We start from the raw sequence: 22,883 nt of genomic DNA, 5'->3' as shown, positions 1-22,883 counted from the left end.
CGCACGACGGTGCCGCGCGAGTGGTAGGGTCGACGCTACGAAACGGGGCAGGCTGTCGTCACCCCCGAAAGTAGGTATTGCCTGGTGAGTTCTACGTTCACACTGGACTCGGATTCTGATCTCGTCGCTCATGCAGTGCATGAGCTCGCTCGACGCACACGCTTCCCTGTCGCATTCGGCGGTCTCATCGAAGACGGCATCGTCTCGGTGACAAGCATCGTCGGAAACCGCACGCACAGTCTCGATGGGCTGCGGGTACGACCTGCGCGCGGCCTCGGCGGACGAGCGATGACAGAACTGCGCCCGCGGATGACGAGCGACTATGGCTCATCGCAGCAGATCACGCATGACTACGACGGCTTCGTGCTGGGCGAAGGGCTACGTACTCTGCTGGCCATTCCGATCGTCGTGAACGGACGCTCGCGGGGCGTGCTCTATGCCGGAGCCTGGCAGGAGACACCCGTCGGCGGCGTGACGACTGCACCTGCGATGACCGTGGCCGAAGCCGTGGCATCCGAACTGCGCATTCGGGACGAAATCGATCGGCGAATGCGGTCGCTCTCTCCACGTTCGCAGACAGTCACGCCTTCACAACGCGAGGAACTGCGCGAGAGCTTCGCCGAACTGCGCAGCATTTCAGCAGACGTCACCGATCGTGACCTGCACGACCGTCTCTCTCAGCTCGAGAAGAAATTGCTTGCCGCCGCCGGTGACGAACCACCGATCGCAACAGGTCCGGTGCAGACTGTGCATCTGTCACCACGTGAGACCGACGTGCTGGCATGCGCGGCGCTGGGCGCGACCAACGCAGAGATCGCTTCGCAGCTCGGCCTGCGTGGGGGCACCGTCAAGGCATATCTGGGCACGGCGATGTCGAAGCTCGACGCATCGACTCGGCACGCCGCCGTTGCACGCGCACGTCGTGCGGGATTCCTGCCCTGATCATGGCGTGGGTCGTTCTCATCGTCTCGGGTGTTCTCGAAGCTGTCTGGGCGACCGCATTGGGAAAATCAGAAGGACTGAGCAAGCTCTGGCCGAGCGTGATCTTCTTCGCTGCACTCACCGTGTCAATGTTCGGCTTAGCGTGGGCTATGAAAGACATCTCCACCGGTACTGCCTATGCCGTATGGGTGGGAATCGGCGCATCATTGACCGTCATATACGCGATGATCACCGGAGATTCCGATATCTCGTGGGTGCGAATTCTGCTGCTCCTCGGACTTGTCGGATGCATTGTGGGACTCAAGATCATCGATCCCGGTCACGAATAACGACGGAGTTGTTGGATAAACATTCCTTCGATGCGTATGCTAATTACATGGCCCGACGAATTGTGCATCAGCTGGTTGACGATATCGATGGAAGTGTGCTCGGAATAGGTGAGGGTGAGACTGTTCACTTCTCGCTCAACAGCACCGCATACGAGATTGATCTGACCACCGAGAATGCGGATGCTCTCCGCGAAGCGCTCGAACCGTTTATTGCAGCGGCTCGCCGCGCTTCGGCGAGCTCGGCTTCACGTGGGGGTCCGCGTAAGCGGGCGAGCGCTTCTCCTGAGACCGCCGCAATTCGTGCGTGGGCTCAGGCCAACGGCCACGCCATCTCCGAGCGCGGTCGCATCCCGGCGACCGTCGTCGAGGCATATCGCGCGGAGCACTAACCGCCGATCAATCTTCTGCAGAGATCGCCCACGGCACATCGCCGAGGGCGATCTCTGTTGTCATGTCCACCAGGAAACGTCGCACAATCTCCCGCTCCTGGGTCGTCAGCCTGGCCGCCGCGATGAACCGACGCGCATGCTGTCGCCCGACTGTCTCGATAGCTGACTTACGCGTCTCAGGCGTGATCGAGATCGCCAGCGCTCGGCGGTCGGATGGGTGCGGTGAACGCGTGATGTGATCTCCGCGCTCCAGCCGATCGAGCAGTTTCGTCGTGGAAGCGGTCGAAATGGAGAGGTGGGAGGCGATAGCACCCGGCGTTGCCACGACGCCGCTGTTCTCGCACGCGATGAGAAAGTGCAGCGCCCGCATGTCTGTCGTATTGAGTTTCATATAGCGCAACGATGCTTCGGAGAGCTTCTGCTCAGCGTCGCGAAGGCCGCCGAGCGCTTGCATAAGTCCACTGATCTCGCGAATGTCGCTGCCGGTCAATCCTGATCTATCGACCAGCTCACCTCGCGGATCACTGACGTCAACGTCGTAGATCCCTGACCCGAACGCGAACGGGCGCGGCTCGGACTCGGCGGATGGAACAGCAGTCATAAAGTCGATGCTATCCCTCATTACGTTACGTGCTAGGGTTTCTTCTTGCCTGGCTAGCGAAACAGAGGATGATATGCCTGACGAAAGCGTTTCCACTTCACGCCCTCGCGTGCGTCGTCACTCGTGGTTGCGGGTGCTGATCCCGGTTTTCCTCATTCTTGCGTGGGTTGTGGGCGCCGGCCTCGGCGGACCACTGTTCGGCAAGGTGTCGGAGGTGTCGTCAAACGATCAGACGACATACCTTCCCGAATCTGCCGATGCCACCCAGGTGCAGAAGCTTCTCGGCGACTTCAAGGACTCCGACGCGATTCCCGCCATCGCCGTATTCGTCGGGGACGGAACGCTCAGCGCCGAGCAGCTCTCGACTATCGATGAAGCGATCACCGCGGCATCCAAGATCGATGGCATCGCTGATGAGGTGTCCCCGGGCATCGCCTCGAAGGACGAGCGGGCGGTGCAGGCGTTCATCCCGATTTCGAGCGACGCCGAGCTCGGCGACACTGTCACGGCGCTCGGGGACGAGCTACGTCAGGCTGCTCCAGATGGTGTGACGGTCTACATCACCGGGCCTGCTGGCTTCTCCGCAGATCTCTTGGCGGCTTCGCCGGAATCGACGGGCTCCTACTGGGAGTCGCGCTGCTCGCGGTGTTCATCATCCTGATCCTCGTCTACCGCTCTCTACTCCTGCCTGTCGTCGTCCTCTCCACCAGCCTGTTCGCCCTGTGCGTAGCGCTGCTACTCGTGTGGTGGCTGGCCAAGTGGGAGATCCTCCTGCTCAGCGGGCAGACACAGGGCATCCTCTTCATCCTCGTGATCGGCGCAGCGACCGACTATTCGCTCCTGTTCGTCGCGCGGTATCGAGAAGAGCTGCGCAGTACCCGCGACAAGGGGGCTGCGACGCTGGCCGCATGGAAAGCATCGGTCGAACCGATCGTTGCCTCCGGCGGCACGGTGATCGCGGGTCTCCTTTGCCTACTCCTCAGTGACCTGAAATCAAACAGCACACTGGGACCTGTAGCCGCTATCGGCATCGCGTTCGCGATGCTTTCGGCACTGACCCTGCTGCCAGCATTGCTGTTTGTCTTCGGTCGCGCCGTGTTCTGGCCGCGCCGGCCCAAGTTCGATCCCGAAGCCGTCGCTGACGAGCATGGTATGGCGAGCACCGGCGTGTGGGCACGACTGACGCGTGCGATCAAGAATCGACCCCGCCTGATCTGGATCGTCACCACCCTTGTGCTGATTGCTGGAGCTGCCGGATTCACCCAGCTCAACGCCACCGGCATCCCACAGTCAGATTTGGTTCTGGGCGCGTCTGAAGCTCGCGATGGTCAAGTCGCACTCGGTGAGCACTTTCCCGGTGGATCCGGGAGTCCGGTCTACGTTGTGGTCGCGAAGGACTCAATGCAGAAGGCTGCAGATGTGCTTCTCGCCAACGACGGCATCGACTCGGTTGCCGTGACCAGCGCTGATTCCCCGAGCGGTACGGCGAGCGTGGACAAGGACGGCATCACTGCATTCGGCCCGCCCGGAACACCCACCCCAGAGCCCACTGTCGTCGATGGCGATGTGATGCTGCAGGGCACGCTAACCGATGCCGCCGACTCCGACGCCGCGGCCCACACTGTTCGGGATTTGCGTGTCGAACTCGATCACATGGATGCCCTTGTCGGCGGAGTCACAGCGACCGCCGTCGACACGAACGACGCCTCGATCCACGACAGGAACCTCATCATTCCGATCGTCCTCGTCGTGATTCTCGTCATCTTGATGCTGTTGCTGCGCTCGATCCTTGCCCCGGTGCTGCTGATTCTCACCACGGTTCTGTCGTTCGGCACGGCGATGGGCGTGTCGGCGCTGGTGTTCAACGGCATCTTCGATTTCCCCGGCGCTGATCCCGCCGTGCCGCTATTCGGCTTCGTGTTCCTCGTCGCGTTGGGAATCGACTACAACATTTTTCTTGATGACACGGGTGCGAGAAGAGTCGCTGAAACATGGCACCCGCGAGGGAGTCTTGCGTGGACTCTCTGTCACCGGAGGGGTGATCACCTCGGCGGGGCTCGTGTTGGCTGCCACATTCGCGGCGCTCTCGGTGATCCCGATCCTGTTCCTCGTGCAACTGGCATTCATCGTCGCCTTCGGCGTGCTGCTGGACACCATCGTCGTGCGATCGTTGCTGGTGCCCGCCTTGGCGTACGACATCGGTCGCACGATCTGGTGGCCGTCGAAGCTGCATCGCGGGGCGGAGTAAGCCTCAGAAGAAGGCAGGGATCATCGAGACAATGAACCCGATGACACCGACTACGGAGAACACCAGTCCGAGAGTGAGCAGCAGACGCTTGAGCACCGGAGGATTCAACCGGGCGTGACTCGGGTTGCGCACGCTGACGAAACCTCGATGCCATTCGTCCGCCGCTGCCTCACGAGCAGTGAGTGCACGCTCGTGAAAGTCCCCACCGGCGAACCAGCGTGCGATCGCAACACCGTCACGATCGACGGTCGCGATATCCACTCGCTCCCACCGCCCCTCCGCGAGCGCAACCATTCCGGCGATCACAAGGAGGGGAACTCCCATTCCGAGGCCGATCCATGACAGCACCTCACCGACCGCGGCGAGAGTATCGATGAGTTGCACTCACTCATCGTAGGAGACGCTGTTAGCCCGCGGGCGCAGTCTCGATGTGCTCGTCGACCAGCGTGATCTCTCCGCTGGCATTCGCGGAGTTCGCGAGATCTTCAATCCAGCGGCGGCTCAATTCCGGCGCATCCGGCAATTCGAACACAAATCGCAGGGGAATCGACGGGTGCAACCAGATCGTGCTACGCCCCTGCTCCACGGCTTCTGGATGCACCCACGAGAGCGTGAAGCTCTCGTTACGTCGCAACTTGGTCGCGATCACAACCTTGAGGTGCGCGAGAACGCGGTCATCAATGATGATCGGCGTCGCGGAGTCGCCGTAGAACAGACTTCCCATTTTACGAATCTAGTGGAAATTTTATGAATCTAGTGGAGAACGTTGTCGGTCGTCATCGAGGAGGCGGATCTCGCGCGCCCTTGGCCTCATCCTTACGATCGAGTCGCACGGCCTTATGGATCCGGCTCGCGTCACGCAACGGCACTTGCACCTGCGTTTCGGCGGGGATACCTGCTTGCAGCTCGCATCACTGCGGGAACCGCGCGAGCATCGTGTAGAAGGTCAGGCTCGCGGCGAGATCGGGGCACTGATGTGTGACGAACGTGCGAAGCGTGCGGCGAATCGCGAACTTCCATGAGCGGCCAGGGATATCGACCGGAGAGCGCGGCTTCGTGGTGCGGCGGCGACATCACAGATGGGGCCTGACCAATGCCCCAGGCTTTGTCAACCCGATGCGGTTCTGCCTCGACTGCGCGAAGATGTGCTCATGAGCGAATCAGATCAGCCGACTACTCCCGAGTCCACCGACGAGTCGAAGGAACCGACGACGAAGGAGATGAAAGAGCCGAGCACCGAAAAGGAACCCGGTGAGGAGCCCAAAGCTCCGCCCCACTCTGAGGAAGAGCCCAGCCACGAGGCTGTCGGCATCGGGATCATCGGACGACCTCAGACCGAGATGGAAGAGGCGGACGACGACGCCGAATAATCGGACCGTTGGCGCCGCCGCGCCCGCCGGCCTTACTGTGATAGCTGGTGACATCGAAGGCTGGGAGAGGCTATGAGTCGACGCGTGGTGGTTGCCGGAGCCTCAGGGCTGATCGGGAAAGCGCTTGTTCGTGCGCTCGGTGAGCGCGGTGACGAGGTCCTGACGTTGGTGCGTCGCCCGCCCCTTGGTCCCAGCGAGGTGGAGTGGAACCCAGCCGAGGGAAGCCTCGATCCGCGGCACCTCGCAGGATCTGATGCCGTGGTTCTGCTGAACGGCGCGAGTGTCGGACGCATGCCGTGGACGAAGTCGTATCGCAAGCAGCTCCTCGCATCCCGTCTCGATTCGACCCGCACGATGGTCGCGGCGTTGAAGGCGCTCGGCACCGACGCTCCCGCGCTGGTGTCAGGCTCAGCGGTCGGCTACTACGGGTCGGTCCCCGGGATCGAGCTTTCAGAGTCCAGTCCGCCAGGCCACACGTTTCTGGCCAGACTCTGCGTCGAGTGGGAAGCAGCGGCTCGCCGCGCCGAGCCTGGAACACGCGTCGCGCTTCTGCGCACCGCGCCGGTGATTCATCGCAGCGGCGTGCTCCGCCCCATGATCGCGCTTACATCGTTTGGCCTTGGAGGTCCGCTCGGACAGGGAACGCAAGTATGGCCATGGGTATCGCTCGAAGAGAGGTGCGTGCGATTCTGCACATCATCGACACGCAGATCTCAGGTCCGGTGAATGTGTGCGGGCCGACTCCGGCGACCGCAAGCGACGTTGGTCGATCCCTTGCCCGTGAGCTTCGGCGACCGTTTTGGGTGCCCGCTCCGGCGTGGGGATTGAAGCTTGTGCTCGGGAAGGCGGCAACCGAGTCGCTCCTCACTGCCGATGCGGATGTGCGCCCTGATGTGCTTGTTCAAAACGGCTTTACCTTCACCCACCGTTCCGCCGAAACGGCGGTGCGCGCCGCAATTGCCGAAGGCTAGTGGAAGCGGTACGCATAGCAAACGAATTCCGCGAACTAAGATTCGGACGCCTCACGCCGGGTCGTGAAGGTTCAAACGGTCGCTGATCGATGAGCCACGCTCGGCACTATCCAGCAGCCCCAGCCGCACGTGTGAGACCGGGTCGATGCCGCTGACGGTGATCCACCCCTCGGCGAGGTACGCAGCGTCGGTGCCGGGCTCGGGGGTGTGCGGGAGGTCTTCGACGGCGAGGCGGACTGTGTGCTCGTCGCGTTCGGTGAGAGTTGTCTGCACGATACCGAATGGCGCGAGCTTCGCTTCGATGCTGCCGCGGACGGGCGTGAGGTTTGGCACGTTCACGTTGATGACTGTGCCGCGCGGGTGCTGAATGAGCACCGGGAGCAAGTCGGCGGCAGCGTCAGATGCTTCATCCCACAGGAACGACGAAGGCGACAGCCCCACATCGAGCGACACTGCCATACCCCACGCGCCGTTAAGTCCGCCGGTGAGTGCTGCCCCGACGGTGCCGGAGTGCAGGATCGCACGGCCGACGTTCGCTCCGTGGTTGACGCCGGATGCCACAACATCCGTGCGTTCGCCGAACGCACCGTGCGCGGCGAGGAGCGCGATCAGCCCCGGCCCGCCGTGCACTGCGAATGTCGGGACGTCGTCGAGCCCCGGGAGGGTGCGCCGTTCGATCGTGATGCGTCCGCTCTTCTCGTCGGCCATGATCGACGCGCTCGAACCGCTGGACTGCGCGGCGGGAGCTGCGATCACGATCTCGAGCCCGCGCCCGCGCAGAGTGCGCGCCAGTGCGTGCAAGCCCGGAGCGTCGATCCCGTCGTCGTTGGTGACCAGGACGCGGGTCATGCTCGTCCCTCCGACTCAGCGTCGGGTAACGGGTGCGGCCCGGACGAAGCATCCGCCCCCGGCTCGGCCATGTCATCCCGCCCGGCGACCTCGTCGGCCACCTCCGCCTGGTCCACAAGCGCTGCCAGCCGCTCGGGGCTTACCCGTTGCGATCCGTCGACCTCCGCGCCGCCGCGCCGGCGTTGAGAGCTCTGGTCCGCACGGTCTTGCGCAGCCGGGCGATGGCCTCGGCATCGCCCGTGCCCAGGCCGTGGCGCGTGACGTTCATGGCTCCCGCGGCGGCACCGAGCGTGACCGCCACGCGAGCCGTTTCACCGCGCACTATCCCGGCGACGACGCCCGCGGTGAGCGAGTCTCCGGCCCCGCGGCTGTCGAGCACCTGCATCGCGGGGCTGGTGATTTCCAGCAGTCCATCGCTGTCGAGCAGCAGGAACGGATCGGCTGCGCGCGTCACGATCACGGTTTCGGCACCGCGTTCACGCAGACCCTGCATCACGCCCGCGAGGGCTGCGATGTCGGATGCCTCATCCACGAGCCCCTCGGCTCGCAGCTCCTCGTCACTCACTTTGAGCACGTGCACTCCGCCCTCGAGGGAACTGTTCAGGCGTGGGCCCGCGAGGTCGACAATGACGGTGCATCCGGCCTCCCGGAGGTCTGCCGCGAGGCGCCGGTACGTGTCGGGCGGCAGCGCGTCCTCGTCGGCCGGACCGCTGAGGATCACCACGCCCGATCCCATGCCTTCGCGGAGCACCAGGCTGTATAGCTCGTCGAGGTCGTGGCGGTCGAGCGGGTCGCCGAACTCCTCGCCGACGATGGTGCGAGCGCCGTCACGACGGTCGTGGATATAGGCGGATGCGCGACCCTCGCGCTGTACGCGAAGCACCTTGATCTGGTCGTCCTGCAGCAGGTGCCGCACGACCTGACCACTCTCACCGGCGAGCGCACAACACATCGTGACCGACAGGCCAAGCCGCCGGAGCATCCGCGCCTGCCACACACCCTGTCCGCCAGCGTGCACGTGGATCTGGTCGCGCCGCCATGGTTTTCGAGCGTGATCGTTAGCGTCGGCGAGGGGGCAAAGATCATCACATCACTCATGCAGGTCACCGTAGGCGTGCCGCTCGCACTGTGAGAACCCCCTTGCATCGCCGCCGCGGGTGTGCGCAACATCCGACCTCAGCCCCGCATTACGTCCGCACGGATCGAGTGTCAAGCCCCTCGCCACGGCAGTGATCCGGATAGAAACTGCACGTGGAACAAGGAGCGAGATGATCGCGAAGAGTGACGACCGTGCACACAACTGTGTAGAACTGACCCGACTTGGTGACGGGGCGTGGCGCGCATGCGATGCGAGTATGCCGGAGGACCATCCCGAGCACGTGGTCGCCTTCATCGAACGGCGCAACGAGCGATTCGAGGTGGTGTGGCTTCGTGGTTCGACGGTGAATCGCGAGTTCGAGCATCTCGAGGGCGCGCTCGACGCCGTATGCGATGTGATCGGGGGCGCTGAATCGCGGTCGACCAGACCGATCCAGATACCGCACGCGCCACCCGTGACCCGGCAAGGTCGGAGTCCGCGCTGAGCGAGGCCCACGTCGCTCTATCGGTCGAACGCCGATTCTTAGCACCGCGAAATGGTGGACGTCAAGCCCCATTGCGGATGCTCCATATCGTGCCATCGTGAGACCTGACGCCGGTTTCGTTACACCCGGAAGGACCGGCCAGACCAGAAGGAATTCTCGTGAATATCGCTCTCGTCATCATTGTTATCGTCGCGATCGTCCTCGCAATCGTCGGAGGCCTGAACGCCGCGCTCAACTGGCTGCTCTGGGTCGCAATCATCGTCGGTGTGATCGCGCTCATCGCGTTCCTCTTCCGCGTCATCAGCGGGAGGAATGCTGCATAGTTCGCTTCCATCACGGCGTATCCCAGCTGTCTAGTCTGAATCACGGGGTATTCGAATGGTTCGGCTGTTGCGGGTGCGCGCTGGGGTCGACCCGGGACTGCGGCGCGTGCGTGCCGGAACGGGGTTCCGATACATTGATTGGCGGGGTGATGCCCCCGCGAGGCTAGATCTTGAGCGGATTCATGACCTCGCGATCCCACCGGCCTGGACCGACGTCTGGATCTCCGTCGATCCGCTCGCGCACATCCAGACGGTGGGGACAGACAAAGCTGGTCGCCGGCAGTACATCTATCACCCGGCGTGGCGGACTCGGCACGACCGACGCAAATTCTCGCGAGCACTCATGCTCGCCTCGACTCTCCCGCTGGCACGCGCGCGCGTCACGAAGGCCCTGCGTCGGGACGAACCGGACCGAGAGCACGCGCTCGCGGTGTCATTTCGCATCCTGGACACCGCGGCACCGCGGGTCGGATCGACAAGGTACTTGACCCTGCACGGCAGCCGGGGGCTCACCACGTTGCAGAGGAGGGATGCCCGCGTCGAAGCATCCACCGTCACCCTCTCGTTTCCCGCGAAGAGCGGGAAACGCGCACATCTCGACATCGTGGATCAGGACCTCGCAACTGCCATCGGCGCGCTCAACACCGGACGACAGTCATCGCCGCTGCTGTGGTACCAGCGTGGCCGGCGTCAGGTGCCTCTCCGGCCAGCCGAAGTGAACGCTCATGTCCGCGATGTCACCGGCGGAGCATTCACGGCCAAAGACTTCCGCACGCTTCGTGGGACGATCATCGCCGCTGAAGCATTGGCCCGTATCGGTCCGGTCGACACTAAACGGGATCGAAAGCACGCTGAGGTGCTCGCGGTCAGTGCTGCCGCCGATGGCCTAGGCAACACGCCGGCCATCGCGCGTGCGAGCTACATCGATCCGCGGGTATTCCGGCAGTACGCCAGAGGGCACCTGCTGGATCTCGGAGTGAGCCCGGAACGCGCGATCCGCGCGCTGCTGGACGGAGTTTCCGCCGGGTGAGAACCCGCCTTCGCGGCACCGGCGCGACCTAAAGGGCCGCTCGCGCGAGGCAAGGCAGCGGGGCAGGGCGCATTAGCGCTGTCGGCGCAACCCCCGGGTGTGATCGGCGAAGACGTCGTATCGTGAGCGGGATCATCACCGCGCACCACCTCGCCGCGGTGTGGAACCGTGAGGAGATGTCATGTCGAAAGATCAATACACCGTCGCCGACCCGACGAAGCTGTACGGAGATATTGATGCGCCGAAACAGGAGCAGCCTGAGCCGGGCCTCGACGCGAAGTTGCAGCCTCGGGCCGATCATGGTGAGAACACCTATCGGGGCACCGGCCGGCTGAAAGGTCGGAAGGCACTAATCACAGGCGCGGATTCTGGTATCGGAGCGGCCGTCGCGATCGCGTTTGCGCGGGAGGGCGCCGATGTGGTGTTGTCCTATCTGCCGGATGAGGAACCGGATGCACGGCGCATCGCTGGTCTGATCGAGGATGCCGGGCGCATCGCTGTCACCGCTCCCGGGGATTTACGAGATGATTCGTATTGCCGAGAGCTGGTCGCAAAAGCGGTGGACGAACTTGGTGGGATTGACATCGTTGTCAACAACGGCGGCAAGCAGGTGTTCAATGAGGACCTGACGACTCTCTCCGATGAGCAGTTCGATGACACATTCAAGACCAACGTCTATGCCATGTTCTGGATTACCAAAGCGGCGCTTCCGCACTTGAAGCCGGGCGCGACGATCATCAACACGACGTCGATCCAGGCATATTCGCCTTCCGAGATCCTCGTCGACTATGCGGCGACAAAGGCGACGATCAATGCATTCACGAAGGGACTCGCGAAGCAACTTGCTCCCAAGGGCATTCGAGTTAACGCGGTCGCTCCCGGGCCAATCTGGACGCCGCTGCAGGTTACCGAGGGGCAACCGCAAGAGAAGATTGCAGAGTTCGGCGAGAACACTCCATTGGGACGAGCGGGCCAGCCCGCCGAACTCGCACCTGCGTACGTCTTCCTCGCCTCTGCGGAATCCAGCTACGTGGTCGGCGAAACTCTGAACGTCAACGGCGGAATGCCGACTCCGTGACATCACGAATACATCTGACCGATGCGGACGAAAAGGGGAATCGAATGCTCATGGACGAATCGCGAATCGCACAGCTGGACGCGTGGTGGCGAGCCGCCAACTACCTCAGTGTGGGCCAGATCTATCTGCAGGGAAACCCGCTGCAGCGCACGTCGCTCGTCAAGGAGGATGTGAAACCCCGGTTGCTGGGCCATTTCGGTACGGTGCCGGGCCTGAACCTGGTGTATGCGCACGCCAACCGGCTTATCCAAGACCGGGGGCTGAATGCGCTTTACATCACTGGGCCGGGCCACGGTGGTCCGGGAATGGTCGCCAACGGGTGGTTGGATGGCACCTATTCGGAGATCTATCCCGACATCACCCGGGATGAGGAGGGGATGCGACGCCTGTTCCGTCAGTTCTCCTTCCCGGGCGGCATCCCCAGTCACGTTGCGCCAGAGACGCCGGGCTCCATCCATGAAGGTGGGGAGCTGGGTTATTCGCTGAGCCATGCGTACGGGGCAGCGTTCGACAACCCCGAATTGACAGTCTTCTGCGTGATCGGAGATGGGGAGGCAGAGACGGGACCGTTAGCGACAGCCTGGCACGCGAACAAGTTCCTCGATCCGCTCACAGACGGCACTGTGCTGCCGATCCTTCATCTGAACGGCTGGAAGATCGCCAACCCGACGGTGCTTGACCGCATCCCCGAAGAGGAACTGCTCGATCTGATGCGCGGCTATGGCCATGATCCACTGCTGGTCGAGTTCACCGCGGACGATGAACACGGCGACGTGCACCAGCGCTTCGCGGCCATCATGGATGACGCGCTGGACCGCATTGCACACATCCGCGACGCCGCTCGCGAGGGTGATATGACGCGTCCACGCTGGCCGATGATCATCCTCCGCTCGCCGAAAGGCTGGACCGGCCCCAAGTATGTGGATGGACTACCCGTCGAGGGTACCTGGCGCGCCCATCAGGTTCCGCTGCCGTCGGCCAGGGAGAACGCAGAGCATCTGCACCAGCTCGAACAGTGGCTCCGTTCCTATGATCCAGACGAGCTGTTTGGCGCGGACGGAGCACCGAACGAGCACATCGACCGTCTCATCCCGAACGCGGAGCATCGGATGTCGGCGTCGCCGCATGCCAACGGGGGCGCCCTCCGCGAAAACCTGGACCTTCCGAAGTTTCGAGACTTTGCCGTCACCGTTGACCATCCCGGCGCCTCAGACGCGCAAGCCACCGCAGTGCTGGGCGGCTACCTGGCTGAGGTGATCCGCCGAAATCCTCGAACGTTCCGGATCTTCGGGCCCGACGAGACCGCATCGAACCGTCTTGCACCTGCCGTGTACGAGGCGACTGACAAGCAGTGGAACGCCCTAACGAGTCCGCTGGACGAACACCTCGCCCGTGCCGGGCGTGTGATGGAAGTGCTCAGCGAACACCAATGCCAGGGATGGCTGGAAGGCTACCTTCTGACGGGTCGGCACGGGATCTTCAACTCCTATGAGGCCTTCGTGCACATCGTCGACTCGATGTTCAATCAGCACGCCAAATGGCTGGAGACCTCCCGGTCCATCGAGTGGCGCCAGCCCATTTCGAGCTTGAACTATCTGCTCTCCAGCCACGTCTGGCGTCAGGACCATAACGGCTTCACACATCAGGATCCCGGTTTCATCGACCTCGCCGTGAACAAGAGCGCCGACGTCGTGCGGGTCTACCTCCCATTCGACGCGAACACGCTGCTCAGCACGTACGACCACTGCCTTCGCACAGTCGACTATGTCAACGTAGTCGTCGCCGGTAAGCAGGATGCACCGCAGTGGCTGTCGATGGATGAAGCCGTTGCACATTGCACTCGCGGACTCGGAATCCTGGACTGGGCGAGCACCGAGACCAACGATCACCAGGCCGATGTGGTGCTCGCCGCGGCCGGAGATGTCCCGACGCTCGAGGTTCTCGCCGCTGCCGCGATTCTCCGAGAGGAAGCGCCGGAGCTCGCAGTGCGCGTGGTCAACGTCGTAGATCTGATGAGGCTGCAGTCCGAGGAAGAGCACCCACATGGCATGTCGGACGAGGATTTCGACGCAGTGTTCACGACCGACAAGCCGATCGTCTTCGCCTACCACGGGTACCGTGGCTCATTCACCGTCTCGCTTACCGCCGTCGCGGTCATGCCAATTTGCACGTGCGAGGCTACAAAGAGAAGGGCACCACCACAACACCCTTCGACATGGTCATGCTGAACGACCTCGACCGCTTCCGGCTCGCCGCAGACGCACTTGAGCGGCCCTCTGGCGCGGACGCATCGTACGCGCCACTGATCGCGAATCTGCTGGAGCGGCGACAGCGGGCTCGAGATTACACACGCCTGCACGGTGAGGACGACCCCGACATCAGCGGATGGCGCTGGCCCACAGCACCGCGCTAATTCCTATGAGTGCCCCTGGAGGGAGTCGAACCCCCAACCCTTTCCTTAGGACGGAACTGCTCTTCCATTGAGCTACAGAGGCTGGCAGAACCAGTCTAACCAGGAATAGGGGGACACCTACGCGGCCAGCGCAAGGTACGGTTCCCAGCACGGATCGCTTCGTTCAGTTCCGCGCACCGTCCACGTTGTGCCGTGGGGTGGGCGCGGTGCGAACCGCAGCTCCCAACGCATCTCCTGGGGAGTGCGGTCGCTCTTGACGTTATTGCATCGCAAGCAGCAGGCCACGAGGTTCTCCCACGAGTTCGCTCCCCCACGCGAACGTGGCAGCACGTGATCGATAGTGGATGCCGTCTTCCCGCAGTAGCCGCATCGGTGATTGTCTCGGCGCAACACCCCGCGTCGCGTGACCGGCACGCGTCTACTCATCGGCAGGCGCACGTATCTACGGAGGATGATGACCGTCGGGCGATCATAGGATCCATGGGCGGCCCAGACCGGATCACCGTCCACACGCTCGATTACGGTGGCCTTCTGATTCATCACCAGCACCAGGGCTCGTTTGAAGGACACCACCGCGAGCGGCTCATACCCGGCATTCAGAACAAGTGTGCGCATCGTCATCCTCTCGATACGCCGGGACGGCTTCCCGGCACTCTCGAATCACATGACGCCGCAAAAACAGTAGAGCGTACGCAGGGACAAAAAAAGGCGCCGTCTTAAAGACAGCGCCTTTCGCACACCACAAGCCCGGTGCATCCCTGCGGGCAATGCCGAAGGACGTAACGACCGAGTGCATCCATGGTGCGGATGCTCGGTATTCGTTCCATCGGCTTCTCCCATCTGTGCGACGACGGGATCAGATTAGCCCATCGCCCCCACCGATGACGAAACGAAGAGTGAACACTCAGACGCGTGTCGCTCCGAGAATCAGGATTAGCCAGCGTTCGCGGCGAGCCACGCGTACGGCTCGAGGATACTGCCGTTCACGTGCACTTCTAAGTGAAGATGATTCGCCGTAGAGCTACCAGTGCTGCCGACTCCGCCGATGAGCTGGCCGGCCGCAACCGTCTGACCTGCCTGCACCTGGCGAGTTCCATTGGTCATGTGAGCGTAGGTGGTCGAAACACTCTGCCCGCCGATGACGTGGTCGATCACGACGGCGACGCCGTAACCGTAGTAGCTCTCTGACGACACACGAACGACACCGGCCGCCGCCGCGTAGATCGGCGTACCAGCCGGGGCGAGCATGTCCGCACCGTCGTGGCCACCACTATCGGAGCCAACAGTCGTGCGTCCCTGCCGGTACGAACCAGGAGGAAGCGGGTAGCGGACCTCGCCGGAACCGGGAGAAACGAGTGCATAGCTGCCGATGTCGATACTGCCGCCGGATGACGAGGATGAGTAGGAGGCTGCTGCAGATGCAGCGGCGGCCGCAGCCGCTGCAGCGGCTTCCTCAGCCTTCTTCGTGTCGATCTCCACCTGCGTCGTCGCACTGTACGTCGACCGCTGGAGCGGCGCGGCAGTGGCTTCAGACGCGACGACGAGTGACTGCGCATCGTCGGTGGCAATCTGCTGCAGAGTCGCCGTGGCGTCGACAGGCGTAGAGGACGCTGCATAAGCGGGAAGTGCGACAGCTGCGACCAGTGCGCCAACAGCACCGAAGATGGCAATCGAGCGCATCGGCTTGATCATCGTTCGCGCGGCGCCACGAGGGCTCGTAGCCCGACCACGTTTCGGGGTCTTTTCAGATGTGTTCGCGGTCGGTTCGATATCAGCGGCCAAAAGGTGATCCTCCTGCGCCTCAGCGCTCGGGTGCGCTTGCTCATCGGGATTCTGCAGTTCAAGGCAGTCGAAGAGCCGTTAAGGCGGTGTTCACGGGATTTTTCGTCAGCGGGGTTTCTTTTCTGACGACCTGTCCGAGGTTACCGGAAGATAACGATTCTGTCACCCTGAGAGGCTGGCAATCCTCCGGGAAGGCCTTCTGACGCCCTCTTTCGGGACAAGATTCAGACTGGTTCGCCCACCAGGAAGATGTGCGAGGCAAGCTCGACAGGGAGCTCTAGCCCCTCGTCGTTGCCGTCCATCTGGATCAGCACATACCCCTCATTGAAGCGGTAGTTACCGTGTGCACCGGGCACGACGCCGGCGCTACGCAACTGCTCAAGCAACTCAGGATCGACCTGTGCAGGCTCGGCGAGGCGCCGAACGGTGCCCTCGATGGGTTCGTTCGCATGGTTGAGCTTGCGCACAAGCCCCACGACGCCCTCGTCGAACGTGCGCGAAGGCGCACCGCCCAACTGATCAAGTCCCGGGATCGGGTTTCCGTATGGCGACTCCGTCGGGTGGCCAAGCAGTTCAACGAGACGGCGCTCGACCTGCTCACTCATTACGTGCTCCCAGCGGCATGCCTCTTCATGCACGAACGCCCAGTCGAGACCAATGACGTCAGAGAGCAGACGTTCAGCCAGGCGATGCTTACGCATCACATCAACGGCCTTGCGGCGTCCGGCATCGGTGAGCTCGAGAGTACGATCCTCGGAAACAACAACGAGCCCGTCGCGCTCCATACGTCCGACCGTCTGCGAGACGGTGGGACCTGAATGTCCGAGACGTTCCGAGATGCGTGCACGCAACGGAACGATGTTCTCTTCCTCGAGTTCGAGGATGGTGCGGAGATACATCTCCGTTGTGTCGATCAAGTCCGTCATCTGGCCCTCCGGGGTCTTCTTAGGCAAGCCTACATTCCCACCGCGACCTCAGCGGCGGGTAACAGTGAAAGCGGGATGCGTCAGCGCCCTTAGAATCGACGCATGGCGATCGAGATTCCGCGTGACTTCCTGCCCGTCGACGGCCGCTTCGGCTGCGGTCCCTCCAAGGTGCGCCCAGCCCAGCTCGAAGCGCTGGTCGCTTCTGGGGCCAGCATCCTCGGCACGTCGCACCGGCAAGCACCGGTAAAGAACCTCGTCGGCAGCGTTCGCGAGCAGTTCGCGAGCCTGTTCCGCATTCCCGACGGCTACGAAATTCTGCTCGGAAACGGCGGATCGACCGCATTCTGGGATGCCGCCGCCTTCGGCCTCATCGAGCGTCGCAGCCAGAACCTCACCTTCGGCGAGTTCGGCGGCAAGTTCGCCAAGCTGCCGCCGCACCGTGGCTCGACAAGCCTGACGTTCGCACAGCCGAGCCCGGATCACGTATCGCTGCCGAGATCGTCGAGGGCGTCGACGTATACGCATGGCCGCACAATGAGACCTCCACTGGTGTCGCAGCTCCGATCGAGCGGGTCGCCGCTGATGGCGCCCTCACCGTGATCGATGCAACCAGCGCTGCCGGTGGCATCGACTTCGACGTGACGCAGGCGGACGTCTACTACTTCGCGCCGCAGAAGAACCTCGGCTCGGACGGCGGCATCTGGTTTGCCGCGGTGTCACCGGCCGCCATCGAGCGCATCGAGCGGATCGCTGCATCCGATCGCTACATCCCCGAGTTTCTGAGCCTCAAGAACGCCGTCGATAACTCGCGGCTCAACCAGACGCTGAACACACCAGCGCTGACGACACTGCACCTGCTCGACAGCCAGCTGAAGTGGATCAACGACAACGGCGGGCTCGCCTGGGCCGATGCCCGCACAGCCGAGTCGTCCAAGGCGCTGTACGAGTGGGCCGAGGCCTCAACTGTCGCAACCCCGTTCGTGAAGGATCCCACGCACCGCTCCCCCGTCGTCGTCACCATCGACTTCGATGACAGCATCGACGCGGCCGGCATCGCCAAGACACTGCGCGCGAACGGAATCGTCGACACCGAGCCGTACCGCAAGCTCGGGCGCAATCAGTTGCGCGTGGCAACCTTCGTCTCAATCGAGCCCGACGATGTACGTCAGCTCATCCGCTCGATCGACTACGTGCTGGAGAACACGGGCGCCTAAGAATCAGTAGCGCGAGCTACTCTTCTTCGTCATCGTCAGACTCGTCGTCGGGCTCGTCATCGTCGCCGGACTCATCGAGCTCGTCGATGTCGACACCGTCGAGGTCACCAGCGTGTAAGACGCGCGACTCGGACACATCGTCATCGTCATCATCCTCATCGAGGTCATCGTCCTCGTCGAGATCGTCATCATCGTCGAGATCTTCGCTATCGCCAGAACCCTCGACGGATGCCGCGTCAGTATCGACGGATTCTCCGGCCTCAGCGGCAGCAGCGGCTGCCTGCTCGGCAAGTTCGACCTGGTGCGCACGGTACTCAGCGAGACGCTCTGCCCACGGCACCCACTCCGGCGCCAGCAGCGCGCCGTCGGCTGGCATCAGTTCAACCTCGAGCACGGTGGGCTCGTCGTCGTCAACACGGGCGACCGTGACGGTCCAGTACCACCCGGGGTAGCCGGGAAGACGGTTCTCGAAGCGCAGCGATACGGAGCCGTCGTCCTCGGCAAGGTAACCGGCCGCGGGGCCGACCGTTGAGGCAGGGGTGATCTCGTGCAGCGCTGCGAGCGCGAGATCGTGCGCGCCGATCAGACGAGCGTCAGCATCAGGCATCGAGATCCTCAGCAACCTTGCGCAGCATCGCCGCGACCTTGTGTCCGTGGCTTGACGACGGGTAGCGACCGCGTCGCAAATCGCCGCCGATACCATCGAGGAGCTTCACGAGATCCTCAAGGATGATTGCCATGTCGTCGGCGGGCTTGCGCTTCGCCTTCGCGAGGCTGACGGGAGCGTCGAGCACACGCACAGAAAGCGCCTGCAAACCGCGCTTACCGTCGGCGACACCGAACTCCACTCGGGCACCCTGCTTGACCGCAGCACCTGCGGGCAGGGCTGAGGCGTGCAGGAAGACATCCTGGCCATCATCGCTGGCGATGAAGCCGAAGCCCTTCTCGTCGTCGTAGAACCTGACCTTGCCGGTGGGCATGGGGAAACCTCGCTGTGTGATGGTGTCGGAAAGAAGGCGCGCACGCATGCGTCTGCCCCAGCTTACCGGTGATCGAGGCACTAGGCTGAGACGAATGAGCACGCAGAATCCCGGACCGGAAGTTCCCGTCCGCCGAGTGGATCGCATCCTCGCCTTCACGGCGCTGACGCTTGCCGCTCTCTCGGTGATCTGCTTCTTCGCGATCATCATCGGAAGCGCGCTCGGCATGGATCAATCAGCTTTCGGCACTGGCGCCTGGCCGCTTGTCGCCGCTATCCCGCTGTGGGGTCTGCCTCTCGCGTTCGTAATGATCATCACGTTGCTGGTTATGAGTTTCATACGGAAGGGACGCGCCGCAAAGCGCCCCTGACGATGAGCACCCACGCACGTCCACTCGCAGTGTGGCTGGCTGCCGCGTCCGATTCACAGCTGGCGACGCTCTTCGAGGCGCGCCGAGTGCGACCCGAAGCGTCTTGGGCCGACTTCTTCGACGCCGCAGAGGCGTTGCTTGATCCGGCATCCATTGAGCGGATGCTGCCGCAATTGACCCGCGCCGAAGCCACCGCGCTCCGCCGCGCTGCCGACAACGCAGCTGCCGACAACGCAGCTGCCGACAGTGCAGGCGTCGACAATGCAGCTGCCGAAAAAAAAAAAACGCGGGTGCAGATGTCGTCGCCGACGAAGGCGGTGCTGTTGCCACGCTCATCGAGCTGGCACTTCTTCGCCCAGACGGCACCCCACCACCCCCGGTCGCCGATGCGGTGATCGATCGAGCTCTCGACAGTGTCTCCGAGGATGTGACAGCGGCGGATCCCGCACCGGGGACAGCGGCGGCGCACGCCGCTGAGCGCGCTTTTACCAGCGTCGCCGCCCTCGCCGACGTTCTGCTCATGGCCAGAGAGACGCCGTTGGCGTTACTCACGAGCGGCAATCTCGCGGCCGGCGAGAAGCGACGCATGACGGATGTCGGGCTCCCTGTAGACATCGTGGATGAACTCGCAGCTATCGCTCTCGACGCCGCGCTCGTCACGGCCGACGAGCGTCAGTTGCGCCTCACTTCCGCCGGCGAGAAGTGGTTGCGACTCGCGGCTGCCGAGCGCTGGGCGCAATTGGCTGAGGCCTTCCGGACGGCACTCCCGCGCGGGCTGCACAGCGCATCCGGCGGATGGCTACCGGTGTCGCAGTGGGCAGATCAGCACCCGTGGGACCCGTCGTGGGACGAGCGCTGCGCAGTGCTCCGCGAACGAGCAGGCATGCTGGGCCTCATCGCCGACGGCGACACCGAACCTGGGTGGGCTGTGACGCTGCGCGAGGGCGCTCCCGCCGATGCAGCGGCCCTGAACCAGATGCTTCCGACCGAGGTTGACCGGATCTTCCTGCAGAACGACCTCACTGCGATCGCTCCAGGGCCTCTCGCCTCAGCGCTAGACGTTCGGCTGCGCAGCATCGCCGTGCGTGAGTCCGCGGCGCAAGCATCCTCGTACCGATTCACCGCCGAATCCATCTCTCATGCTCTCGCCGAAGGCGAGACTGCGGCCTCTATCCTCGATTTCCTCAGCGAGCTCTCCCTGACCGGATCCCGCAACCCCTCGAGTACCTCGTCAGCCAGACCGCGCAGCGCCATGGCCTCGTGCGAGTTTTCACGGATGCAGAGTCGGGTCGCACCCGCGTCACCAGCAGTGACGTGACGTTGCTTGATGCCCTCGGCATTGATCAGGCTCTCCGCCCGCTCGGGCTGTCACGCGATGCTGAGGGCCTCAGCTCTCGCGTTGGGCGCGACACGGTCTACTGGGCGCTGACCGACGCGCGTTATCCGGCCACGATCGTCGGACCGGATGGTCGGCCACAGATCATCGATCGCAACCCTGCCCCAGCCCACGCTTCTGCGCAGACCTCTTCTTACGGCGCGCTCATCGCGCGGCTACGCGCTCAGCAGGGTCCGGACGCGGATGCTGCGTGGCTTGACCGTGAGCTTGAAGCGGCGGTGCGCACGAAGGCGGTGCTGCTCGTCGAAGTGGGCATGCCCGACGGTTCAACGCGTGAGCTACTGCTGGAAGCGAGCGGACTCGGTGGCGGCCGACTTCGTGGCCGTGATCGTGCCGCCGATGTGGAGCGCACCTTGCCAGTCAAGAGCATCCGCTCTGCACGGGTCGTTGACGGTTCCGCCCCGTGACACCGCTGCGCGGTAGACTGGTCTGCTATGTCTGATGGCCCACTGATCGTCCAGAGCGACCGCACCGTCCTGCTCGAAGTTGCACACGCCGACGCTGAGAGCGCCCGCCATGAGCTGGCGATCTTCGCAGAACTTGAGCGTGCACCCGAGCACATTCACACCTACCGCATCACTCGGCTCGGCCTGTGGAACGCGCGCGCCGCCGGACACACCGCCGATGACATGCTGGCGACGCTCGACCGCTGGTCGCGCTTCCCTGTGCCGCCGTCCGTCTCGGTCGATCTCCGCGAGACCGTCAACCGTTACGGACGCCTCGTCATCGAACGCGACGATAAGGGCACGCTGCTGCTGCGCTCGATCGATCCGGCAGTTCTCACCCAGGTTGCGAACAACAAGCGCATTCAGCCGCTGCTGGTGGGGCATCCTTCGCCCGACAGCTACGCCGTCGACGCATGGGCGCGCGGGCAAATCAAGCAAGAACTCCTCAAGATCGGCTGGCCCGCTGAAGACCTCGCCGGCTACACGCCGGGCACACCACACGAGATCGACCTCGCAGAAGACGGCTGGCATATCCGCCCCTATCAGCAGGATGCCGTCGACGCATTCGCGAAGGACGGCTCAGGCGTGGTCGTATTGCCCTGTGGCGCAGGAAAGACGATCGTCGGTGCCGGAGCGATGGCCACGACGAAGACCACCACACTCATCCTGGTCACCAACACCGTCTCTGCCCGGCAGTGGCGCGATGAGCTGCTCAAGCGCACGTCATTGACAGCCGAGGAGATCGGCGAGTACTCGGGCCAGGTAAAAGAGGTCAAGCCCGTCACGATCGCGACCTACCAGATCCTCACCGCGAAGCGGAAAGGAGAATACGCGCACCTCGCGCTGCTGGATGCTCTCGACTGGGGCCTGATCATCTACGACGAGGTGCACCTGCTGCCCGCACCCGTATTCAAGCTGACCGCCGACCTGCAGGCGCGTCGCCGAATCGGCCTCACTGCAACGCTGGTGCGCGAAGACGGCCGTGAGGGCGACGTATTCAGCCTCATCGGTCCCAAGCGCTTCGACGCCCCGTGGAAGCAGATCGAAGCGCAGGGGTTCATCTCCCCCGCCGCCTGCTACGAGGTGCGCGTCGACCTTCCCGCGGATGATCGTCTGGAGTATGCGGCGGCAACTGACGACGAGCGCTATCGGCTCGCGGCATCCGCGCCCGCCAAGATCTCGGCCGTGCGTGAGCTCATCGCGAAGCATCCAGGCGAGCGGATTCTCGTGATCGGTCAGTATCTTGACCAGCTCGACACCCTCTCCGACGCACTGAACGCACCTCAGATCACCGGTGCCACGCCAATCGACGAACGCGAGCGGCTCTACCAGCAGTTCCGCGAAGGCGAGATCGAACTGCTCGTTGTATCGAAGGTTGCGAACTTCTCGATCGACCTTCCGGAGGCATCCGTCGCAATCCAGGTGTCGGGATCTTTCGGCTCTCGTCAGGAAGAAGCACAGCGTCTGGGCCGCCTACTGCGGCCGAAAGAGTCGGGGCGCACAGCCAGTTTCTACACGTTGATCGCGCGCGACACTGTCGACCAGGACTACGCGCAGAACCGTCAGCGATTCCTTGCGGAGCAGGGCTACAGCTACACAATCCTCGACGCCGACGCACTCACCGCGGCGTAGCTCGACCAGAG

25 protein-coding genes, 1 tRNA gene and 3 pseudogenes are annotated in these 22,883 nt (G+C 63.3%); 18 read left to right on the top strand and 11 right to left on the bottom strand.

The features are described 5' to 3' along the window. Positions 1-84 precede the first annotated feature (84 nt). From DC31_RS06935 to DC31_RS06925, 3 genes are read left to right on the top strand one after another with little or no spacing between them, the layout of a single operon-like run. Complete coding sequence (locus tag DC31_RS06935) at positions 85-942, top strand: LuxR C-terminal-related transcriptional regulator (RefSeq protein WP_036278514.1); 858 nt, start codon at positions 85-87, stop codon at positions 940-942. Positions 943-944: 2 nt separating this feature from the next. Next, positions 945-1,271 carry a DMT family transporter gene (locus tag DC31_RS06930; protein ID WP_036278513.1) on the top strand — a complete coding sequence of 109 codons (327 nt, stop codon included), beginning with the start codon at positions 945-947 and terminating at the stop codon, positions 1,269-1,271. A 47-nt stretch (positions 1,272-1,318) separates the two neighbouring features. Further along, positions 1,319-1,660, top strand: a complete 342-nt coding sequence (locus tag DC31_RS06925) for a histone-like nucleoid-structuring protein Lsr2 (protein WP_036278511.1) — start codon at positions 1,319-1,321, stop codon at positions 1,658-1,660. Positions 1,661-1,667: 7 nt separating this feature from the next. On the opposite strand, the gene DC31_RS06920 is transcribed toward DC31_RS06925, so the two are convergent. Then, the gene (locus tag DC31_RS06920; protein WP_036278509.1) at positions 1,668-2,261 is read right to left on the bottom strand and encodes a MarR family winged helix-turn-helix transcriptional regulator; all 594 of its coding nucleotides are present in this window, start codon (positions 2,259-2,261) and stop codon (positions 1,668-1,670) included. A 73-nt stretch (positions 2,262-2,334) separates the two neighbouring features. Here DC31_RS06920 and DC31_RS20500 point away from each other — a divergent pair. Then, positions 2,335-4,509, top strand: a pseudogene (locus DC31_RS20500) (MMPL family transporter). Between the two features lie 3 nt (positions 4,510-4,512). Here DC31_RS20500 and DC31_RS06910 read toward each other — a convergent pair. Both DC31_RS06910 and DC31_RS06905 read right to left on the bottom strand, forming a co-directional pair. Next, on the bottom strand, positions 4,513-4,893 hold the full coding sequence (locus DC31_RS06910) for a hypothetical protein (RefSeq protein WP_036278507.1): 381 nt from the start codon (positions 4,891-4,893) through the stop codon (positions 4,513-4,515). Between the two features lie 22 nt (positions 4,894-4,915). Continuing rightward, a complete protein-coding gene (locus DC31_RS06905) occupies positions 4,916-5,233 on the bottom strand; it encodes a DUF7882 family protein (RefSeq protein WP_036278504.1) in 318 nt (105 codons plus the stop codon). A 427-nt stretch (positions 5,234-5,660) separates the two neighbouring features. Here DC31_RS06905 and DC31_RS06895 point away from each other — a divergent pair, with 427 nt between their 5' ends. The 3 genes from DC31_RS06895 to DC31_RS20225 all read left to right on the top strand — a co-directional run bounded on the left by DC31_RS06895 (position 5,661) and on the right by DC31_RS20225 (position 6,850). Further along, positions 5,661-5,879: a hypothetical protein gene (locus DC31_RS06895; protein ID WP_036278500.1), complete on the top strand. Its 219-nt coding sequence runs from the start codon at positions 5,661-5,663 to the stop codon at positions 5,877-5,879. 72 nt (positions 5,880-5,951) lie between these two features. Beyond that, positions 5,952-6,605: an NAD-dependent epimerase/dehydratase family protein gene (locus DC31_RS06890; RefSeq protein WP_327036833.1), complete on the top strand. Its 654-nt coding sequence runs from the start codon at positions 5,952-5,954 to the stop codon at positions 6,603-6,605. Between the two features lie 77 nt (positions 6,606-6,682). After that, on the top strand, positions 6,683-6,850 hold the full coding sequence (locus tag DC31_RS20225; RefSeq protein WP_327036832.1) for a DUF1731 domain-containing protein: 168 nt from the start codon (positions 6,683-6,685) through the stop codon (positions 6,848-6,850). A 51-nt stretch (positions 6,851-6,901) separates the two neighbouring features. On the opposite strand, the gene surE is transcribed toward DC31_RS20225, so the two are convergent. After that, a complete protein-coding gene (gene surE, locus DC31_RS06885; protein ID WP_051606540.1) occupies positions 6,902-7,699 on the bottom strand; it encodes a 5'/3'-nucleotidase SurE in 798 nt (265 codons plus the stop codon). A gap of 139 nt (positions 7,700-7,838) precedes the next feature. Beyond that, complete coding sequence (locus DC31_RS06880; protein WP_235201382.1) at positions 7,839-8,717, bottom strand: 1-phosphofructokinase family hexose kinase; 879 nt, start codon at positions 8,715-8,717, stop codon at positions 7,839-7,841. Positions 8,718-8,967: 250 nt separating this feature from the next. Between DC31_RS06880 and DC31_RS06875 the strand changes: the two genes are divergently transcribed. From DC31_RS06875 to DC31_RS06860, 5 genes and pseudogenes are all read left to right on the top strand, one after another. Then, a complete protein-coding gene (locus tag DC31_RS06875; protein WP_036278498.1) occupies positions 8,968-9,282 on the top strand; it encodes a hypothetical protein in 315 nt (104 codons plus the stop codon). A 158-nt stretch (positions 9,283-9,440) separates the two neighbouring features. After that, positions 9,441-9,605, top strand: a complete 165-nt coding sequence (locus DC31_RS18675; protein ID WP_200872879.1) for a hypothetical protein — start codon at positions 9,441-9,443, stop codon at positions 9,603-9,605. 55 nt (positions 9,606-9,660) lie between these two features. Next, positions 9,661-10,635, top strand: a complete 975-nt coding sequence (locus DC31_RS06870; protein ID WP_036278496.1) for a DNA topoisomerase IB — start codon at positions 9,661-9,663, stop codon at positions 10,633-10,635. A gap of 181 nt (positions 10,636-10,816) precedes the next feature. After that, positions 10,817-11,713, top strand: coding sequence for an SDR family oxidoreductase (locus DC31_RS06865; protein ID WP_036278494.1), 897 nt, complete (start codon positions 10,817-10,819; stop codon positions 11,711-11,713). A 44-nt stretch (positions 11,714-11,757) separates the two neighbouring features. Next, positions 11,758-14,126: pseudogene (locus DC31_RS06860) on the top strand (phosphoketolase family protein). Positions 14,127-14,136: 10 nt separating this feature from the next. Here the strand turns inward: DC31_RS06860 and DC31_RS06855 are convergent. From DC31_RS06855 to DC31_RS06840, 4 genes are all read right to left on the bottom strand, one after another. Then, a tRNA-Arg gene (locus DC31_RS06855) sits at positions 14,137-14,208 on the bottom strand. 35 nt (positions 14,209-14,243) lie between these two features. Next, positions 14,244-14,741 (bottom strand): HNH endonuclease, encoded by a 498-nt coding sequence (locus DC31_RS06850; protein ID WP_036278864.1) that lies wholly within the window; start codon positions 14,739-14,741, stop codon positions 14,244-14,246. Between the two features lie 318 nt (positions 14,742-15,059). Then, positions 15,060-15,806: a M23 family metallopeptidase gene (locus tag DC31_RS06845; protein WP_036278863.1), complete on the bottom strand. Its 747-nt coding sequence runs from the start codon at positions 15,804-15,806 to the stop codon at positions 15,060-15,062. Between the two features lie 326 nt (positions 15,807-16,132). Beyond that, a complete protein-coding gene (locus tag DC31_RS06840) occupies positions 16,133-16,834 on the bottom strand; it encodes a metal-dependent transcriptional regulator (protein ID WP_036278492.1) in 702 nt (233 codons plus the stop codon). Between the two features lie 102 nt (positions 16,835-16,936). Between DC31_RS06840 and serC the strand changes: the two are divergent. Further along, positions 16,937-18,048: pseudogene (serC, locus tag DC31_RS06835) on the top strand (phosphoserine transaminase). 16 nt (positions 18,049-18,064) lie between these two features. On the opposite strand, the gene DC31_RS06830 reads toward serC, so the two are convergent. Together DC31_RS06830 and DC31_RS06825 are read right to left on the bottom strand one after the other, a co-directional pair. After that, the gene (locus tag DC31_RS06830) at positions 18,065-18,655 is read right to left on the bottom strand and encodes a DUF3027 domain-containing protein (protein ID WP_036278490.1); all 591 of its coding nucleotides are present in this window, start codon (positions 18,653-18,655) and stop codon (positions 18,065-18,067) included. After that, positions 18,648-19,028, bottom strand: coding sequence for a cold-shock protein (locus tag DC31_RS06825; protein WP_036278862.1), 381 nt, complete (start codon positions 19,026-19,028; stop codon positions 18,648-18,650). The genes DC31_RS06830 and DC31_RS06825 overlap by 8 nt, the downstream gene beginning before the upstream one ends. 94 nt (positions 19,029-19,122) lie before the next feature. Here DC31_RS06825 and DC31_RS06820 point away from each other — a divergent pair, with 94 nt between their 5' ends. From DC31_RS06820 to DC31_RS06810, 5 genes are read left to right on the top strand one after another with little or no spacing between them, the layout of a single operon-like run. Continuing rightward, a complete protein-coding gene (locus tag DC31_RS06820; RefSeq protein ID WP_036278488.1) occupies positions 19,123-19,398 on the top strand; it encodes a hypothetical protein in 276 nt (91 codons plus the stop codon). 2 nt (positions 19,399-19,400) lie between these two features. Further along, positions 19,401-19,793 (top strand): hypothetical protein, encoded by a 393-nt coding sequence (locus DC31_RS19280; RefSeq protein ID WP_051606538.1) that lies wholly within the window; start codon positions 19,401-19,403, stop codon positions 19,791-19,793. Continuing rightward, the gene (locus DC31_RS19275; protein ID WP_051606537.1) at positions 19,790-20,716 is read left to right on the top strand and encodes a helicase-associated domain-containing protein; all 927 of its coding nucleotides are present in this window, start codon (positions 19,790-19,792) and stop codon (positions 20,714-20,716) included. Before DC31_RS19280 ends, DC31_RS19275 begins: the two co-directional genes overlap by 4 nt. Next, a complete protein-coding gene (locus DC31_RS19270; protein ID WP_051606535.1) occupies positions 20,713-21,201 on the top strand; it encodes a hypothetical protein in 489 nt (162 codons plus the stop codon). Before DC31_RS19275 ends, DC31_RS19270 begins: the two co-directional genes overlap by 4 nt. Before the next feature lie 27 nt (positions 21,202-21,228). Beyond that, entirely contained in the window at positions 21,229-22,872 is a 1,644-nt protein-coding gene (locus tag DC31_RS06810; protein ID WP_036278486.1) for a DNA repair helicase XPB, read from the top strand. Positions 22,873-22,883 lie beyond the last annotated feature (11 nt).

Source organism: Microbacterium sp. CH12i, from assembly GCF_000685355.1.
Lineage (GTDB): Bacteria > Actinomycetota > Actinomycetes > Actinomycetales > Microbacteriaceae > Microbacterium.
The sequence above is the reverse complement of the archived record's forward strand: the minus strand, read 5'-3'. Positions and strand labels throughout refer to the sequence as shown.

What these genes read in the sequence shown, in the direction of transcription:
- DC31_RS06930 (WP_036278513.1), top strand. Translation starts at nt 945, where the DNA reads ATGGCGTGGGTCGTTCTCATCGTCTCGGGTGTTCTCGAAGCTGTCTGG.
- DC31_RS06925 (WP_036278511.1), top strand. Translation starts at nt 1,319, where the DNA reads ATGGCCCGACGAATTGTGCATCAGCTGGTTGACGATATCGATGGAAGT.
- DC31_RS06920 (WP_036278509.1), bottom strand. Translation starts at nt 2,261, where the DNA reads ATGACTGCTGTTCCATCCGCCGAGTCCGAGCCGCGCCCGTTCGCGTTC.
- DC31_RS06905 (WP_036278504.1), bottom strand. Translation starts at nt 5,233, where the DNA reads ATGGGAAGTCTGTTCTACGGCGACTCCGCGACGCCGATCATCATTGAT.
- DC31_RS06895 (WP_036278500.1), top strand. Translation starts at nt 5,661, where the DNA reads ATGAGCGAATCAGATCAGCCGACTACTCCCGAGTCCACCGACGAGTCG.
- DC31_RS06890 (WP_327036833.1), top strand. Translation starts at nt 5,952, where the DNA reads ATGAGTCGACGCGTGGTGGTTGCCGGAGCCTCAGGGCTGATCGGGAAA.
- surE (WP_051606540.1), bottom strand. Translation starts at nt 7,699, where the DNA reads ATGACCCGCGTCCTGGTCACCAACGACGACGGGATCGACGCTCCGGGC.
- DC31_RS06875 (WP_036278498.1), top strand. Translation starts at nt 8,968, where the DNA reads ATGATCGCGAAGAGTGACGACCGTGCACACAACTGTGTAGAACTGACC.
- DC31_RS06870 (WP_036278496.1), top strand. Translation starts at nt 9,661, where the DNA reads ATGGTTCGGCTGTTGCGGGTGCGCGCTGGGGTCGACCCGGGACTGCGG.
- DC31_RS06865 (WP_036278494.1), top strand. Translation starts at nt 10,817, where the DNA reads ATGTCGAAAGATCAATACACCGTCGCCGACCCGACGAAGCTGTACGGA.
- DC31_RS06850 (WP_036278864.1), bottom strand. Translation starts at nt 14,741, where the DNA reads ATGCGCACACTTGTTCTGAATGCCGGGTATGAGCCGCTCGCGGTGGTG.
- DC31_RS06845 (WP_036278863.1), bottom strand. Translation starts at nt 15,806, where the DNA reads ATGCGCTCGATTGCCATCTTCGGTGCTGTTGGCGCACTGGTCGCAGCT.
- DC31_RS06840 (WP_036278492.1), bottom strand. Translation starts at nt 16,834, where the DNA reads ATGACGGACTTGATCGACACAACGGAGATGTATCTCCGCACCATCCTC.
- DC31_RS06830 (WP_036278490.1), bottom strand. Translation starts at nt 18,655, where the DNA reads ATGCCTGATGCTGACGCTCGTCTGATCGGCGCGCACGATCTCGCGCTC.
- DC31_RS06825 (WP_036278862.1), bottom strand. Translation starts at nt 19,028, where the DNA reads ATGCCCACCGGCAAGGTCAGGTTCTACGACGACGAGAAGGGCTTCGGC.
- DC31_RS06820 (WP_036278488.1), top strand. Translation starts at nt 19,123, where the DNA reads ATGAGCACGCAGAATCCCGGACCGGAAGTTCCCGTCCGCCGAGTGGAT.
- DC31_RS19280 (WP_051606538.1), top strand. Translation starts at nt 19,401, where the DNA reads ATGAGCACCCACGCACGTCCACTCGCAGTGTGGCTGGCTGCCGCGTCC.
- DC31_RS06810 (WP_036278486.1), top strand. Translation starts at nt 21,229, where the DNA reads ATGTCTGATGGCCCACTGATCGTCCAGAGCGACCGCACCGTCCTGCTC.